The organism is Myxococcota bacterium (genome assembly GCA_039030075.1).
Taxonomy (GTDB): Bacteria; Myxococcota_A; UBA9160; order UBA9160; family SMWR01; genus JAHEJV01.
Genome location: JBCCEW010000003.1, coordinates 100861 through 116535, shown reverse-complemented (window position 1 = coordinate 116535; position 15675 = coordinate 100861). Strand labels below are relative to the sequence as shown.

Genomic DNA, 15675 nt, shown 5'->3' with positions numbered 1-15675 from the left:
GACTCAGGGCGCTTCGAGCAGGCTCGCTTCGTCGCTGCGCTCGAGCACTCGGGCGGCCGCGCGCAGCCCCGAGCGCACCACGCCCGCGACGCCTCCGCCCGGACGCGTCCAGTGGCCGGCGAGGAAGAGACCGGGCAAGGGCGTCTGGGTGTCGAGGCGGCCCGGCCCTACCTGGTTCGGCGTGACGTCGAACCCGTAGATCGCACCGTCGGTGTTGCGCGTGTAACGCTCCATCGTGCGCGGCGTCGCGGCCTCGGCATAGCGGAGCGAGGCGCGCAGGCCGGGCAGGCGCGTCTCGGCGAGGTCGAGGAGATGGTCCTGCAACGTCTCCTTGAGTTCGGACCAGGGGCGGGCACTTCGCCCCGAGACCAGTGCGGTCAGGACGAGCGGATGCTCGTTCGCCGACGCGATCTCGGGGTCGACCACGCTCGGGGCGGTCAGCGAGATCCAGCTGGGGTGGCCCTCGGTCCCCCGTCGGTAGGCGTCTTCGTGGTCCGGCCCCGCGAAGCAGAAGGTCTCGTAGGCGAGACCCTGTGCGGCGAGGTCGGTGGACGTCGAGGCGTAGACGACGAACGCCGAGGTCGAGACGCGGGCCTGGTCGAGGCGCCGTCGGTAGCGCTCGGGAAAGTGCTCGGCGCCGCAGAGTTCATCCACGGTCTGGCGCGCGTCGGCGTTCGATACCACGACGGGAGCGGCGATCCGCTGACCGTTCTCGAGCACCACGCCCACGGCGCGTCCGCTTTCCACCTGAATCCGGCGTACCGGAGCCCGCAGCAGGACTTCGCCGTCGCGGCTCTCGATGGCGTGCACCAGGGCATCGGCCAGCGACTGGAAGCTGCCGCGGCAGTAGTAGGCGCCGTCGGCGACGTAGCTCATCAGCATGGTCGCGAAGTAGAGGAAGGAGACGCGCGAAGGCGGCAGGCCGAGATAGGGCCAGAGCGCGGCCAGGGCGGCCCGCGCATCCGCGTCGTCGACGCGGTCTTCGAGCACCTGGGCCAGCGTCGCGCGCCGGTAGCGCAAGAGCAGCGGGTAGCGCTCGGGCCGCGCGAGCGAGCCCTGCCCCGCGTCCTCTTCGACGCGACGCGCCTCCCCGGCGATCGCGAGGCAGTCCTCGAGGAAGCCGCGGATCCCCTTCGCCTGCTTCGGGAAGCGCGCGATGTGCGCCTCGGCGAAGCCGGTGAGATCACACGGCGCGTCGAGCCCGAACCCGGGCCACTCCACCCGGTAGCAGGGATCCACGCGCACGAAGTCGCAGCGATCGCGCACCTCGAGGCGTTCGAGGATCCGATGGAGCAAGCCGCCGCCCTCGAAGGCCACGGGTTCACAGCCGCTCACCAGGTGGACCGCCGAATCGAAGCGGTAGCCGCGGCGCCGGAAGGCGTGGGCGTAGCCGCCGGGCCGGTCGTGACGCTCGACCACGAGGACGCGCTGGCCCTGCTGTGCGAGCAGGGCACCCGCGGTCAGGCCACCGATGCCGCTGCCCACGACGACGGCGTCGTAGGTGTCCCGGCGGGCCTCTTCATGAAAGCGCATGCGCGCCTACCGCACCGCGAACTCGGCGGGGTCCCGGTCGAGCAGCGCGTTGTTCACCATGAAGTCGAGCAGGCCCATGCTGTAGGGGTGGGTCGTCGCCTCTCCGGTGATGACCCGCGGCATGTGCTTGCGGAAGTGGAAGTTCATCGGCTTCGAGAACCAGCGGTCGCTGAGATCGTCGCCGATCTGGAAGAGCGTGAACAGCCGACCGTCGTAGAAGTAGCGGACGACGCGGTGCCAGTTCGTGAGCTGTTTGCGCACGTGGGCTTCGTAGCGCGCGAGTGCGTCCTTGCGCTTGCTGAGCAGCGCGCGCGAGAGCGTGTAGGCGCCGTCGAGGCCGATCAGGAGGCCGCTCGAGAAGACCGGGTCGACGAAGCCGAACGCGTCGCCCACCAGCGCCCAGCCCGGACCGAAGACCTGCTGGGTCTGCAGCTGGTAGTTCGTGTAACGCATCACGGGCGTGATGCGCTTCGCCGTGGCGCCCCAGTCGTTGAGCAGCGGGTCGTGGCGCAGCACGGCTTCGAACTGCTCTTCGGCCGTGTCACCGAACTCGCGGAGCACGTGCTTGTCCATCACCAGGCCCACCGAGACGCGGCCGGGCAGCGGGATGCGCCAGCTCCAGCCGTGATCGAGGCGATCGGTGTGGATGACGTTCTCGTCGATCAGCGTGACTCCTTCGAAATGGGCGTGGAGCGCCGCGTCGCGTCGGTCGCCCTCTTCGGTCGGCAGGTCCAGCAGGCGCGCCAGAACCCGGGCGCGGCCGCTGGCGTCGATGATCCAATCGGGCTGCGCGCGGAACCCGCCGGCGGCCAAACTCTTGGCACTCAGCCGGACCCGATCTCCGTCCCGCTCGAGCTTCGCGTGCTCGGGCACGAGGCGCGCACCCGCGCGCTCGGCGGCCCCCCGAATCGACGCGTCCAAGCGGTCGCGGGGGACGTTGTAGGCGTAGAGCGTCTCGGCGCCGCGCACCTCGCCGAACCGGAAGTCGAGCAGCCGATCCTCGGCGAAGCGGAAGATGGCGCCGGGCTTGTAGAGCCCGTACTCCTTGACCTCGTCCTCGATTCCGAGGCGCTTCAGGAACGGGATCACGGCCGGGACGAGGGATTCGCCGACGATCAGCGGCGGGCGCTCGCCCCCATCGAAGACCGTCGCGGAGACGCCCTGGCGTGCGAGGTAGGTGGCGAGAGATGCGCCCGCGGGGCCACCGCCCAGGATCGCGACGTGAAGGTCCATTCGAGCCAGAATAGCCAGGGGCCTCTCTCGGTCCAGTCGGCGGCATGGGGCCGCACGCACCGCGCGCGCCAGCGCTTGCTGGGCACAGCGAGCTGCGAAAACATGGCCCCCCCATGGAAGGCTGGACCCCGGAAACGCTGACCGAGTTGATCCATCGCATCTTGCGGGACGAGCTCCTCCAGTCGAGCGAAGGCTTCACGCCCACGTCGAACCTGGTCGAATCGGGGCTCGACTCGCTGGCCGTGACCCAGCTGATGCTGGCGATCGAAGAGGCCACCGGCGTGTGGACCGACGAGAGCCTGCTGACGCCCGAGAACCTCGAGACCGCAGAGACGCTGGCCGCCTGCATTCACGCGCATGCCTCCGGCGGTTGAGCGGCTGCCCCTGACCGGGGCCGATGCCTTTCTACTCGCTTTCAACGCCGAGACCCGGCGACGCAATCGGGCGAGCCACCTGTCCCAGATCGTGTTGCGGCTGGGGTCCGGCTTCGACGACGCCGGCTTCGAGCGGGTGCTGGCCGACGTGGTGCGCGCGAACCCGATCGTGACGGCGCCGATCCGCCGCCCGGGTCTCCTGGGGACGGGTGCCGCCGAGTACCGCCTCGATCTCGCTGCGCGCGCGCCCGGACCCGAGTTCAGCGTGCACCGGATGAGCGGCCCCGCGCCCGCTCCCGACGCCGTCTCGGTTCCCGCGCAGGTGACGAAGCGGCTCAACAGTCTCCACTCGGAAAAGGTCGGGGGCCTCTTTCACGTGGACGCGCTGCGCTACGACGACGGCGCCACGGATCTGGTGATCACCTGGCTCCACATGCTCCTCGACGGCTGGGGCAGCGAGCGCTTCGTCGAGTTCCTGGAGGCCGTGTACGGCGGAACCAGTGCTGCGGCGGTGCCCGCGGCGGACGCACCCGACGCGCCCCCGGACGTCGCCCTGCCGGCGACGCAGCGCGAGCGCGGTGCGATGGCGATGTCCTGGCAGAACTGGATGTCCAACCTCGGGAAGCTCCGCGTGCGTTCGATCGCAGGCCCCGAGTGCGGCGCCCGGCAGGATCTCGTGGTAGCGCGCAGCCGCTACGACGCGTCCCAGAGCGAGAGCATCACTGGACGCGCGAGTCAGCTCGCGGGCTTCTTGACGCCGATGATCTTCTATCTCGCCGCGGCCATCCGCGCGCACCACGCGGTGCTCGAGAAGCGCGGTACGCCGAGCGAGAGTTACGTGGTGCCGCTGCCGGTCAACCTGCGTCCGAAGGGCGGCGAGGGAGGCATCTTTCGCACCCGGGTCTCGCTGCTCTGGTTCCAGGTCGAGTCGAAGCTCGCAGGTGACCTCGAGGCCCTCCTGCAGGCACTCAAGGAACAGCGGCGCCGTGCGATCCGCACCCACCAGATCGAGAACGGGGTCGCCGCGATGGACTTCGCGCGCTTCGCGCCGAGCCGCATCTACGGCAGCATGGCGCGCCGCGCGCTACGCGGAGAGCTCTGCTCGTTCTTCTTCGCCTATACCGGGGAGTTCTGCCCCGGACTCGATCGTTTCTTCGGCGCGCCGGTGCACGACGGCTACGGCGTTCCCTCGGTGCCGGCGTCGCCCGGGAGCGGCCTCGTGTTCGCGTTGCGCGGCGGTCAGCTGGGCGCCACCCACGTCTACCAGCGCGACGCCTGGACGGACGACGATCTCGGCATCTTCCGCGGCCAGCTCGAACAGGACCTCCTCGGTTGAGTTCGCAGAGCGACGTCGCGGTGATCGGCGGTGGACCGGCCGGGATCGCGGCCGCTCTCGCCGCCGCGACCAGCGGTGCGCGCACCCTGCTCGTCGAGCGCGACGCGGCCCTCGGCGGCAATGCCAGTCAGGCGTTGGTGCACACGATCTGCGGTCTCTACCTGCCCAACCTCGACCATCCCCAGCCCGCCCACCCCGGCTTCCCGTCCCAGTTCGCCGAGGCGCTGGTCCGCGCGCGCGGGGCCACCGCACCCGAGCCCGCCGGGCGCGTGCACTACCTGCCGATCCAGCCGCCAGCCTTCGCCGCGCTCGCGCGACGCGCCTGCGAAGCGGCCGCGCCCCTCGAACTCGCGCTCGGCACGACGCTGCGCGGGCTGACCTGGCCCACGTCTTCGTCGGACGAGGCCGAACTCGAACTCGAGGGCCCGGAGGGCCCGACGACCTGGCGGGCGCGGATCGTCGTCGACACGACCGGCGAAGCGGGAGCCGCAGCGCTCGCGTCTGCCGACACGGTGATGGAGCCGATCGACGCGCTGCAGCGGCCCTCGTTCATCTTCCGGATGCGCGGCGTGGATGCGGCGGGATTCGATGGCTTCGAGCGGCTGCGCATCACGACCGCGATCGGACGAGCGGCGCGCACCGGCGAGATCCCCGAGGCGTGCGAATCGTTGGTCGTGCGCGGCGACGGCCGCCCGGGCTCTCTCTACGCGACCCTCACCCTGCCCCAGCTGGCTGACCGTCCCTACGCGCCGCTCGACGCCGAGTATCTCGCCGTGTTGCACCGGGCGGCGCAGTCCCAGGCCGAAGCGGTGGTCGCGTTCCTGCGTCGCGAGCGCAAGGGGTTCGCACACGCGACGGTCGCCGACTGGCCCGCGCGCGTAGGGATCCGCGAGACCCGACGTGTGGTCGGGCTCGAGGTGATCGAGCGCGAGGACATCCTCGAGGCCCGTGCGCACCCCGACGAAGTCGCGCTGTCGACCTGGCCGATCGAGCTCTGGAGCGACCATCGTCGTCCTTCCTACGAGTACCCGACCGGCCCGGCGTCGATCCCGCTCGGCGCTCTCGTGAGCCGGACCCATCCCCAGCTCGGGATGGCGGGACGCTGCCTCTCGGCGAGCCACGAGGCCCTGGGCGCCCTGCGTGTGATCGGCACGGCGCTGGCGACCGGGCAGGCGATCGGCGTGGCGGCGGCACTGGCCGCCGACTCGGGGACATCGCTCGCGAAGATTGCGTCCGACCGCGTCCGAGACCAAATTGAGGTCTTGGGCGAGGTCGATCCTTTTTCATGAACGTCGTCGACACCCTGCGGCGCCACGCCGAGGCGCGTCCGGAGCACCCGGCGCTTTGCGTCGACCGCGGAGGCTCGTCTGAAACCATCGGCTACGCCGCGCTCCTCGAGCGCGTGGACGCTCGCGCCGCCGCGCTGCGCGACGAGGGCTTGTCGCGGGGGGAGCGCTGCGGCCTGGTGGCGCGGCCCGGGCCGGCCTTCATCGAGACGGCCCTCGCGATCCTCGAGGCTGGCGGGTGCCTGGTGCCGGTCCCCGACGACGCCGGCGACGAGGCCCGCACCCGCTTCGCAACCCAGGCGAAGCTGCACGCCTGGTGCCGCGAGTCCGAGGCGTTTCGCCTCGAGCGGCTGCCGGAAGTCGAGTCCAGTTCGTCCGCAGTCGAACCCGGCTCGTCGGAAGCCGAACCCAGCATCGACGAAGCTGCCTTTCGCGCGCTCGATCCGGCCTACCTGCGCTTCACCTCGGGCACCACGAGCACGCGAAAGGGCGTGATCCTCTCCCACGCCCGGATCCTCGAGCGACTCGACGCCGCGAACGCGGGCCTCGAGATCGGCCCGCAAGATCGTGTGCTCTGGCTGCTCCCGATGGCGCACCACTTCGTGGTGTCGATCCTCCTGTACCTCCGGTCGGGCGCGACGGTGCTCCTGCCCCAGAGTGCGCTCGCGAAACCCGTGCTCGCCTTCGCCGGACGCGAACGCGCCACCGTCTCCTACGCCTCTCCCTATCATTACCACCTGCTCTCGAAGGACGCGTCGGACGCGCGCTTGCCGCTGCGTCTCGCCGTGTCCACCGCCGAGGGGTTGCGGGCCGAGGTCGCCGAGCGCTTCCAGGCGCGCTTCGGGTTTCCCCTGTCACAGGCGCTCGGGATCATCGAAGTGGGGCTGCCGGTCTTGAACCGCGACGAGGCCGCCACGAAGCCCACTGCGCTGGGGAAGCCGCTGCCTGCCTACGACGTGTGGCTGCGCGACGACGAGGGGAAGCGCATTCAGGCGCCCGGAGCGCCGGACCGGACGGGCGAGGTGTGCATCCGCGGCCCCGGCCTCTTCGATGCCTACCTCGACCCCTGGACGCCTTCCGCGTCGTTGCTGGGCGAAGACGGCTTCCGGACCGGCGACCAGGGCTGGTTCGATGCGGACGGCACGCTGCACCTCGCCGGACGTCGTCACAACCGCATCAACATGGCCGGCATGAAGTTCTTCAGCGAAGAGGTGGAGAGCGTGCTGCTCGCGCACCCGGCCGTGCAGGAGTGCCGCGTGTTCGCGCGCACCCACCCGCAGCTCGGTGAGATCCCGGTGGCCGAGATCGTCGCCGACCCGGCCGGCGACGCACCCGACCGAGCCGACCTCACGCGCCACTGCCGCCGGTCGCTGCCGAGCTACAAGGTGCCGCGCGAGTTCCGCGTCGTTGACGCCCTCGCGCGCACTGCGACCGGCAAGCTCCAGCGCTAGCCCGCAGCGTCGATCGGACGGCTAGCCGTTCGCGACGCGCTCGATCTGGACGAACACGCTCTGGTGCGAGCACCCCGGGCGTCGGATCTCGATGCGTTCTCCGGCTTCGGGACGCGATAGCCGTGCGGTCTGCCAGTCGACCCACAGGGTCTCCGGGTCGAGTTGGAGTGCGCCGCCGAGATCCGATTCGACCTTCACGCGCCCGCCTTCCTGGACGAGGGTGAAGAGGGTGGCACCGAACTCGTTCAAACCGATCCCGACCATGCGTCCGCCGCGTCGTTCGACGACCAGCGTGAGTCGCACCTCGACGTCTTCCGCGGTCATGCGCACCTGCTCGCGCACCCGAAAGTCGCCACCGGGGAGCGCTGCCGCGGGAAGCGCGACACCCGAGCACGCCGGCACCTGGGGCAGCCCCCAGGCGGCGCGCAGCGTCTGACAGCCCCCGAGCAGCAGCGGCGCGGCAACCGTGGCGAGGATGCGCACGAGACGCGACTTCATGCCGCGGGTTCCTCCGACGTGGAGCCCGAGCGCGGTGGCTCCGGGCGCAACAAGATGAGGGTCACCGGGGCGAGGACGAAGGACAAGAGCACGCCCACGCCCGTCGTCGCGCCGATCGCGCGCAGCGCGCCGTGTTCGGAGATGGCGAGCGTGCCGAAGACGAAGACCGTCGTCAGGCAGGAGAGCAGCAGCGAGAGCAGGGTGGCGTCGAGGTGGCCACGGCGACCGGCGCTGTCGACGATGAAGACGCCGTAGTCGACGCCCATCCCCATCACCAGGATCAGGCTCGTGACGTGGAGCAGGTTCACCTCGACGCCGAGCGCGGCGAAGCCGGCGAGCACGGTCGCGGCGACGAGCACCGACGGCACGAACGCCGCCAGCACGGGCCGCACGCGTCGGTAGCGGAGCCCCAGCACCAGCAGGACGAGCAGGCAGCCCACGCCGATCTGTTGGAGCGTCGTCGTGCGGAACTCGCGGAAGATCGCGTTCATGAAGCTGCGCTGGTCGAAGACGTGGACGCGCGCCAGGCCATCGAGCTCGGCCTCGAGGGCGGCGACGTCGGTCGCGCCGCGCAGATAGGTGACGGCGGCCGCGCGGTCGCCGAGATCGAGGAGCAGCGGGGTCACCAGAGCGCCGAGGGGCGACGCGCGCAGCGCCTCGGGCGAGAGCGGTTCCGGGGGCGGCTCGGCCAACGCGGCTCGGAAGGGTGCGAGGCCCTCGGGGCGAAAGCCTTCCGCCGCGAACGCGGCTTCGACGCGCTCCGCCGCGTCGGGAATCGCGGCCACCGCGGCGGCGTTGCGCTCTTGCAGCGACGCCGACCACAGGAGCGAGTGCAGCGAGCGGAAGTCGCCCACCCGCCCCGCGGCACGCGCGGCATCGAGCCGCAGCGCGACGGCGTCGTTGGCGGCGATGGCGGCTTCGAAGTCGTCTCCCAGCGCGAAGATCACGCGGCCGGATTCTTCGCGCGCGACGCGGGCGCGGACCCGCTCCTCTTCTGCCCGCAGCTCCGGGTCGAGGGACATCAGACGCGACAGGTCGTCCTCGAAGCGCAGCTGGGGAAGCAAGGTGGCGGCCGCACCGACGCACACGAGCGGGATCCACAGCAGCTGGCCGCGCCGGGAGCGCCAGCGGGTCAGCGCGTTCCCCAACCCGGAGGCCACGCGGGACGCCAGCGCCGGGACCGGGCGCGGGCTGCCGTCGTTCGACAAGAACGCGGGCAACACGAAGAGCGTGACGAGGAGCGCTGACCCGACGCCGAGCGTCGCGAAGATGCCGATCTCGCGGAAGCCCGGGAAGCTGGTGAGGGAGAGCCCTGCGAAGCTCGCCATCGTCGTGAGTGCGCCCACCGCGAGCGAAGGCCAGAGCCGCCGCACGATCGCGCGCCCTGTCTCGTCGGGATGGAGCCGGTAGTGATCGAGCACGTGGATCGAGTAGTCGATCGCGACCCCGATCAGCGACGCGCCGAAGGCCATGGTCACGCCGTCGAGCCGTCCCGTGGTCGCGCGCAGTGCGACGGCGGCGACGAGGATGCCCGTCACCGCCGGGAACACGGCAAGCAGGAAGAAGTGCCCCGAGCGCAGGAACGCGAAGAAGACGAGCGCCACTCCGAGGAAGGATGCGGCAGCGATCCAGTTGACGTCGCGGCGGATGCTGCGCTCGGCGGCGACGGCGAAGCGGTTTGCGCCACTCGCTTCGAGCACGATCGGCCCTTGGGCGTCGGCCGCGACCGCCGCGAAGGCCGCGTCGATGGCGGCGAGCAAGCGGGCCTGGGGCGCCGAGTCGAAGGCCGAGTGGTGGGTGGTGAGGAAGAGCACCGCGTGGTCGCGCTCGCGCGTCACAAAGTGGCCGTCGTGGCTCTCGAGGGGCGGGCGCTGAGCGCCCAGCCGCTGGAGCACCCGCTCGAAGCCGCCGATCGGATCCGCGGGGATCAAGCGCGTTTGCAGCGTGGAGCTCGGCAATGCGAGCGTGGCCTTCAGCTGTCGCGCGCGTTCGCGCAGCGCCGCGTCCTCGAAGAGTGCCGGGACGTCGGTCTCGGGCTGAGACGACAAGAACAGCAGGCGGCGCGGGAAGTATAGCTGGTAGACCTCCTCCATCCGCTCGGGTTCGAGTTCGCCCTGGAGGCGGGCGATCTCCGGGTGTCCCTCGAGTCGCTCGGCGAGCCCGCGTGCGGCCGCGACGGCGTCGTCGATCTCGGGCCCGCGCAGCGTCAGGATCATCGTGCGCGTCAGTTCGCTGTCCGACAGCCGCGATGCCAGGACCGCGATTTCGGCCTCACTCTCCGACGGCAGGAAGTGGGTGACGTCGGTCGAGAGTTCGAGATGGGTGACGGCGTAGGCCGCGAGCAGGGCCACGACGGCGCCGAACGACCAGCGGATCGCGCGATCGGTCATCGCGCGTCGGGGCGATCTCCGCGCGCGAAGACGCGCTCGAGGGTCGCGGGCTCGAGCTCCACGTCGGTGCGCACGTTGTCGAACCAGGTGGTGGTCTTGTCGCCGCCGGTTTCGACGAGCTCCATCTTCGCCAGAGCGCGGCCCTGGCCGTGGAGGGTCACCGACGCGACCACGTCCGAGAGGGGTCGGCCGCGCGGCACCAGCGCGAGGGTCCAGCCGGCGTCGGTGGTCTCGAAGCGGGGTTCGTAGCGCTCGCGCAGCGCTTCGAGGTCGCCGTTGAACAGCACGATGAAGTTCGAGACGACTTGAGCCGCCACCGGATTCGACGAGAGGTCGAGAGCCTCTCCCCCGGTCGCGTCTTCCAGGAAGAAGCGGTCTCCGTCGACGACGAGGCGCGACGGGCTCGGGGCCTCGGTCAGCCGGGCCAGGCGATCGGGCGGCACGAAATAGAGGACGCCGCGCGAGTCCAGCGGCGCGGACAGCAGCGCGAGTTCCTTGCTCTCGCGAAACTCGGCCACCACGCCCGAGGTGCCGGCCATCCCTTGCATCACCCGCTCGAGGGTGGCCTCCACGCCCTCGGCACCCGCCGAGGCGACGTGCAGGGCCACCAGACCGGCGAGAGCCGTCCAGCCTGCGCGCCGGCACCGGACGCTGCGCACGCCCGGCCGGTCGCCGGACGCAGAGTCACCGCACGCAGGAGCGGGGCGCCGCAGAGACACCGGCGATCGCTGGGGCATATCACCTCACGGGCCGGGGCGTGATCCGCACGCGAAGCCGGACGCCGCGGATACTAACGCGTTCCCGACCGGGGTCTTTCCGTCGATTGCCAGAGGAAACCGCCGCACCCTATACTCGATCTCGCAAGTGCCGACCTTGATTGAGGAAAACGCGCAAGCGACGTTGCCCGAGCGACCCGTGCCGCAGATGGAAGACGACGCAAACGAACCGGTTTGGACTCCTGGCGAGCGCGCTCATCCCGCACGTTCTGGGCTCGATCGGGGGCTTTGGCGCGTCCGAGCGGCGATCGGATTCGCGAGCTATTTCCTCTTGTCGATCGGCCTCGGTTGGTGCGTGCTCCCGATCCAGCACGCGTTCGGTCGCTTGCGTGGCGAGAGTCAGCCGGAGCGCGAGGTGCGGTCGCAGCGTTGGGTCCACCGCGCGACCCGCCGCTGGGCGAGGTTGGTGACGGCATTGGGCGTGTTCCAGGCCCGATACGAAGGGTTGGAGCGGTTGACGCGGCGGCCGCTGCTGATCGTCGCCAACCACCCGTCTCTCGTCGACACGCCCGTCCTCACCTGTTGCCTGCCTCAGGCCGACTTCGTCGTGAGTGAGGAGTGGCTGACCAACCCCGTCCTGCGTGAGACGATCCGCCGGTCGGGCTACTTGAAGGCCGAGAGCGGCCCACTCGTCATTCGCGACGCGGTCCGGCGTCTGCGCGCTGGCCGCACCCTCGTCGTGTATCCCGAGGGCTCACGCACTCCGGAAGAGGGGCTGCGCGAGTTCCAGAAGGGCGCGGCCTTCATCGCCCTGGCGGCCGGCTGCGAGATCGTCCCCGCCCTGATCCGGGTGACGCCCCGGGCGTTCATGAAGGGGCAAGGCGTCTTCGACTACCCCGAGGTGGCCCCCCTCTGGAGCGTTGCGTTTGGCGATCCGATCGATCCCGCCGATTATCTAGCGGGCGGCGAGGGCCGCAGCGCGGCGGCGGCGCGACTCACGGCCGCATTGCAGGACGATTTCGAGAAGAGGTGGGAACGTGGCAGCGGCTGAGCTGGAAGCAGAGATCAAAGGGCTGATCGTCGACTCCCTGGCGCTCGAGGACATCCAGCCCGAAGAGATCGAGACCGAAGCTCCGCTCTTCGTGGAAGGGCTCGGGCTCGATTCGATCGATGCCCTCGAGCTCGCGATGGCGCTCGAGGAGAAGTACAGCGTCCACATCGAGGACGACCCCGACCGCAACCAGGAGATCTTCGCTTCGGTGCGAAGCCTGGCGACCTTCGTCGCGGGACAGCTCGGAAACGCAGAGGGCGCCTGAGATGCGCGCCGCGGCGCGGGCTGCGGAAAACGCTCCGATGCCTCCGCCCCCGACGAACGGGTCGTGCGCGAGGTCGAGCGCGTGAGCGCGATCGCTCGCTGGTTCGAGCGCGCGGCCGGTTCCGACCGCGTCGTCGCGTTCGGCGCGGAGGGGCGTCGCAGCGGGGAGGATCTCCACGCCGACGTGTCTCGGTTGGTCCCGGCGCTTGCTTCCGCGCGCGAGGGGCGGGTGCTGCTGCACTGCGAGGACAGCTACGCCTTTCTCGTCGGCTGGCTGGGGGCGCTCGCCGTACACGCGACGCCGGTGCTCCCGCCGACGCGACAGGCGGGTGCGCTGCGTCGGATCGCTGCCGACGTCGCGGTGGCACTGATCGACGGCCCGGACGCGCCCGAGCTCCCGACAGGCACGCCCTGCTTCTCGCCGCTCCACGGGGCGGGCCCTGTCGAGTCGATCGCCTTCGAGCCGATCGCCCGCGACGCCCCCGTCGCCGAACTCTTCACCTCGGGCACCACCGGGGTCGGACGCGTGGTGCCGAAGGCGCTGCGTCACCTGGCCGACGAGGTCGACGTCCTCGAAGCCCGTTTCGCGGCCGAGGTGCCTGCCGACGCGTCGGTGCTGGCGACGGTCTCGCCGCAGCACGTCTACGGGCTGCTCTTTCGCGTCCTCTGGCCCCTCGCGAGCGGGCGTTCCTTCCTGCGCACGCCCGTGCTGCATCCCGAGGAGCTGGCGGCGCACGTGCCGGCCGGGTCGCCTTTCGTCATCGCGAGTACGCCCGCCACGCTGCGCCATCTCGCGGAACGCGGGGACGCCTTTGCGGACGTCTCGGCCGTCTTCTCGTCGGGGGGGCCGCTCCCGGGCGACGTCGCCGCTTCTTGTCACGCACGCGTCGGCGTCTGGCCCTTCGAGGTGTATGGCTCGACGGAAACCGGCGGCGTGGCGACACGCCAGCAAGACCGTCCCGACGCGCCCTGGCAGCCGATGCCGACGGTGCGCGTCGAGCGTGACGCCGACAGCGACTGCCTCGCCATCGCGTCGCCGTTCGTGAGTGCAGGCGAGCGGCTGGCGGACGGTCAGCAGCGCTTCGTGACGGCCGACCGCTTTCGCGTGACCGACGACGGCTTCCACCTGGCGGGTCGCGCCGACCGCGTGATCAAGGTCGGCGAGAAGCGACTCGCCCTCGCCGACATGGAAGCCCGGTTGGCGGAACACCCGAGCGTCGACGAGGTCGCACTCGTCGCCCTCGACCGCGAGGCGGGCGTTGCGCGCGTCGCGGCCGCGGTGGTTCCGGCGGCGGCGGCCTGGGAGTCCATGCACGCGGGTGGCCGTCGCAGTCTGACGAAGCTGCTCACCGAGCATCTCGCCCCTGACTTCGACCGTGTGCTGTTGCCGCGCGCCTGGCGCTTCGTCACCGCACTGCCGCGCAACGCCCAGGGGAAGCTGCCCCAGGCCGCGCTCCAGGAGCTCTTCGAGGCCGAGCCCTCGCCGCAGGTGCCCGAGCGGCTTTCCGTGGAGCGCACCGCGACGGCGCTCGACGTGCGGCTCCGCATTCCCTGGGATCTCTCGTTCCTCGACGGACACTTCCCGGGTGCTCCCGTCGTGGCGGGGGTCGTGCAGGTGCACTTCGTGATGCAGGCGCTCGAGGAACTCCTCGGCCAGTCGCCCCGTGTGGATCGTCTCGAAGCCCTGAAGTTCCACGAAGTGCTGCAGCCCGGTGACGAAGCGCGTCTCCAGGTGGCGTTGCGCGAGGACGGGCAGCGCTTCGACTTCTCGCTGGTCGATGCCGAGCGGCCGTCGCGCCGCTTCTGTTCGGGGCGCGGTGCCACGAGGACCGCCTCGTGAAGATCTGCACCCTGGTACCGATCTTCGACCACGGCGAAGCCGTGGGTGCGGTGGTCGAAGGGCTCGCGGCCACCGGGCTCCCCTGTTGGATCGTCGACGATGGCAGCGCTGCGGCGACCCGAGAGACGCTCGCGGGACTCGAAAAACGACACGCGTTCGTGTCAGTCTTGCGGCTTCCGCAGAACGGAGGGAAGGGTGCCGCGCTGAAGGCGGGCTACCGACACGCGCGCGAGCTCGGCTTCAGCCACGCGATCCAGCTCGACGCCGACGGGCAGCACGATCCGGCCGATGTCGCTCGCTTCGTCGCGGCGATCGAAGAGTCGCCCGAGGCGCTGGTGCTCGGCGTGCCGGTCTTCGACGAGAGCGTCCCCTTCGTGCGCCTGGCGGCGCGACAGCTCTCACGCGGTCTGGTGTGGCTCGCGTGTCTCTCGCGGGTGGTGCCCGATCCGCTCTGTGGTTTCCGGGGGATGCCGCTCGACGCGGTGGTGCCTCTGATCGAGGCGACCCCGACCGGCGATCGTATGGAGTTCGAACCCGAGATCGCGGTGCGGTTGGTCTGGGAGGGGACACCCGTCGTGAGCTTGGCGACCCGGGTCGTGTATCCCCGCGGCGGGCGTTCCCATTTCAGTCTGCGCCGCGACTACCCGCTGCTGGCGCGGGTCTACCTCCGCCTCGTCGGAGGCATGCTGGCGCGCCTGCCCGAGCGCTGGAGGGCGCGCACCGCTATCCAGGGGGCATGAGCGACCGCCCCAGGAACCGCGATTGGTCCCAGCTGGCCGAATCCGGTTCGATGGGGGCGATCCGGCTGTTGGCCTGGATCTACCGGGTCTTCGGACGCCGCTTCTGTCAGCTCCTGTTGTTCCCGATCGTGGCGTATTTCTACGTGCGCGAACGCGCCTGGAACGGAGCTTCGCTGCGCTACCTGCGTTTCGTGTGGTCGCGTCCCGAAGGACGGGAGCGCCTCGTTCGGCCGCCGACGATCGCGACGCCCTTCCGTCACTACCACGAGTTCGCGTCCCAGGTCTTCGACCGACTGGTCCTCTGGGGAGGCGGCTTCGATCAGTTTCGCGTCGACCATGCCGGATCGGAGCACCTGTTCGAGCTCAAGCGAGAGGGACGCGGCGGGATCCTGCTCGGCGCCCACCTCGGCAGCTTCGACATGGCGCGCAGCCTGGCCCGCGAGTACGGCCTCGTGCTCAACATCGTCATGTACACGGCCCACACCGAGCGGCTGAATCGGTTCTTCGAGGAGGTCGATCCCGACAGTCGCTTGCGGGTGGTGTCGTTGGATCCCACCTCGATGCGCACCGCCTTCGAGATCAAGGCCTGCCTCGACCGCGGCGAACTGGTCGGGATCCTGGCCGACCGGGTCCCGGCAGGCTCCCGCGAGCCGGTCTTCTGGGCCGACTTCCTGGGCCGGCCGATGCCCGTCCCCAGCTCTCCGTTCCAGTTGGCCTGCCTGCTCGGCTGCCCGGCCTTCGTCTCGACCTGCGTCCGCGTCGGCAACGGCCGCTACTACGCCAGCGTGACGCCGCTGGGACCGGGCCGGAAGCTGCCCCGCCGGGAGCGGGAAAAGGGTGCCGAAGAGCTGGCGCGCCTCTACGTTCGAACCCTGGAAGCGATCTGCCTCCGCTATCCCTTCCAGTGGTTCAACTTCTTCGACCCGCCGGAGAAACCCGACGCCGCATGACGGCCGATTTTCC

At 70.6% G+C, this 15675-nt stretch carries 14 protein-coding genes; 9 read left to right on the top strand and 5 right to left on the bottom strand.

Annotated elements, in window-relative coordinates:
- Positions 1-3: 3 nt before the first annotated feature.
- The gene (locus AAF430_04040) at positions 4-1533 is read right to left on the bottom strand and encodes an NAD(P)/FAD-dependent oxidoreductase (protein MEM7409390.1); all 1530 of its coding nucleotides are present in this window, start codon (positions 1531-1533) and stop codon (positions 4-6) included.
- A gap of 6 nt (positions 1534-1539) precedes the next feature.
- Complete coding sequence (locus AAF430_04035) at positions 1540-2766, bottom strand: NAD(P)/FAD-dependent oxidoreductase (GenBank protein ID MEM7409389.1); 1227 nt, start codon at positions 2764-2766, stop codon at positions 1540-1542.
- A gap of 113 nt (positions 2767-2879) precedes the next feature.
- Between AAF430_04035 and AAF430_04030 the strand changes: the two genes are divergently transcribed.
- From AAF430_04030 to AAF430_04015, 4 genes are read left to right on the top strand one after another with little or no spacing between them, the layout of a single operon-like run.
- Entirely contained in the window at positions 2880-3140 is a 261-nt protein-coding gene (locus AAF430_04030) for an acyl carrier protein (GenBank protein MEM7409388.1), read from the top strand.
- Positions 3124-4476, top strand: coding sequence for a hypothetical protein (locus AAF430_04025; protein MEM7409387.1), 1353 nt, complete (start codon positions 3124-3126; stop codon positions 4474-4476). Before AAF430_04030 ends, AAF430_04025 begins: the two co-directional genes overlap by 17 nt.
- Positions 4473-5765, top strand: coding sequence for an FAD-dependent oxidoreductase (locus AAF430_04020; protein MEM7409386.1), 1293 nt, complete (start codon positions 4473-4475; stop codon positions 5763-5765). The genes AAF430_04025 and AAF430_04020 overlap by 4 nt, the downstream gene beginning before the upstream one ends.
- Positions 5762-7213, top strand: coding sequence for a class I adenylate-forming enzyme family protein (locus tag AAF430_04015; GenBank protein MEM7409385.1), 1452 nt, complete (start codon positions 5762-5764; stop codon positions 7211-7213). The genes AAF430_04020 and AAF430_04015 overlap by 4 nt, the downstream gene beginning before the upstream one ends.
- A 21-nt stretch (positions 7214-7234) precedes the next feature.
- Here AAF430_04015 and AAF430_04010 read toward each other — a convergent pair whose 3' ends face one another.
- The 3 genes from AAF430_04010 to AAF430_04000 are packed head-to-tail and all read right to left on the bottom strand — an operon-like array spanning position 7235 to position 10760.
- A complete protein-coding gene (locus AAF430_04010; GenBank protein MEM7409384.1) occupies positions 7235-7711 on the bottom strand; it encodes a DUF3261 domain-containing protein in 477 nt (158 codons plus the stop codon).
- Positions 7708-10101 carry an MMPL family transporter gene (locus AAF430_04005; protein MEM7409383.1) on the bottom strand — a complete coding sequence of 798 codons (2394 nt, stop codon included), beginning with the start codon at positions 10099-10101 and terminating at the stop codon, positions 7708-7710. The genes AAF430_04010 and AAF430_04005 overlap by 4 nt, the downstream gene beginning before the upstream one ends.
- Positions 10098-10760, bottom strand: coding sequence for an outer membrane lipoprotein carrier protein LolA (locus AAF430_04000; protein MEM7409382.1), 663 nt, complete (start codon positions 10758-10760; stop codon positions 10098-10100). The genes AAF430_04005 and AAF430_04000 overlap by 4 nt, the downstream gene beginning before the upstream one ends.
- A gap of 388 nt (positions 10761-11148) precedes the next feature.
- Here AAF430_04000 and AAF430_03995 point away from each other — a divergent pair, with 388 nt between their 5' ends.
- The 5 genes from AAF430_03995 to AAF430_03975 all read left to right on the top strand — a co-directional run bounded on the left by AAF430_03995 (position 11149) and on the right by AAF430_03975 (position 15662).
- Positions 11149-11868, top strand: a complete 720-nt coding sequence (locus AAF430_03995; protein ID MEM7409381.1) for a lysophospholipid acyltransferase family protein — start codon at positions 11149-11151, stop codon at positions 11866-11868.
- The gene (locus AAF430_03990; protein ID MEM7409380.1) at positions 11855-12133 is read left to right on the top strand and encodes a phosphopantetheine-binding protein; all 279 of its coding nucleotides are present in this window, start codon (positions 11855-11857) and stop codon (positions 12131-12133) included. Before AAF430_03995 ends, AAF430_03990 begins: the two co-directional genes overlap by 14 nt.
- Positions 12134-12214: 81 nt before the next feature.
- Positions 12215-13972, top strand: coding sequence for an AMP-binding protein (locus AAF430_03985; protein ID MEM7409379.1), 1758 nt, complete (start codon positions 12215-12217; stop codon positions 13970-13972).
- Positions 13969-14712, top strand: a complete 744-nt coding sequence (locus tag AAF430_03980; protein ID MEM7409378.1) for a glycosyltransferase family 2 protein — start codon at positions 13969-13971, stop codon at positions 14710-14712. The genes AAF430_03985 and AAF430_03980 overlap by 4 nt, the downstream gene beginning before the upstream one ends.
- Complete coding sequence (locus tag AAF430_03975; protein MEM7409377.1) at positions 14709-15662, top strand: hypothetical protein; 954 nt, start codon at positions 14709-14711, stop codon at positions 15660-15662. The genes AAF430_03980 and AAF430_03975 overlap by 4 nt, the downstream gene beginning before the upstream one ends.
- Positions 15663-15675 lie beyond the last annotated feature (13 nt).

What these genes read in the sequence shown, in the direction of transcription:
- AAF430_04040 (MEM7409390.1), bottom strand. Translation starts at nt 1,533, where the DNA reads ATGCGCTTTCATGAAGAGGCCCGCCGGGACACCTACGACGCCGTCGTC.
- AAF430_04035 (MEM7409389.1), bottom strand. Translation starts at nt 2,766, where the DNA reads ATGGACCTTCACGTCGCGATCCTGGGCGGTGGCCCCGCGGGCGCATCT.
- AAF430_04030 (MEM7409388.1), top strand. Translation starts at nt 2,880, where the DNA reads ATGGAAGGCTGGACCCCGGAAACGCTGACCGAGTTGATCCATCGCATC.
- AAF430_04025 (MEM7409387.1), top strand. Translation starts at nt 3,124, where the DNA reads ATGCCTCCGGCGGTTGAGCGGCTGCCCCTGACCGGGGCCGATGCCTTT.
- AAF430_04015 (MEM7409385.1), top strand. Translation starts at nt 5,762, where the DNA reads ATGAACGTCGTCGACACCCTGCGGCGCCACGCCGAGGCGCGTCCGGAG.
- AAF430_04010 (MEM7409384.1), bottom strand. Translation starts at nt 7,711, where the DNA reads ATGAAGTCGCGTCTCGTGCGCATCCTCGCCACGGTTGCCGCGCCGCTG.
- AAF430_04005 (MEM7409383.1), bottom strand. Translation starts at nt 10,101, where the DNA reads ATGACCGATCGCGCGATCCGCTGGTCGTTCGGCGCCGTCGTGGCCCTG.
- AAF430_03975 (MEM7409377.1), top strand. Translation starts at nt 14,709, where the DNA reads ATGAGCGACCGCCCCAGGAACCGCGATTGGTCCCAGCTGGCCGAATCC.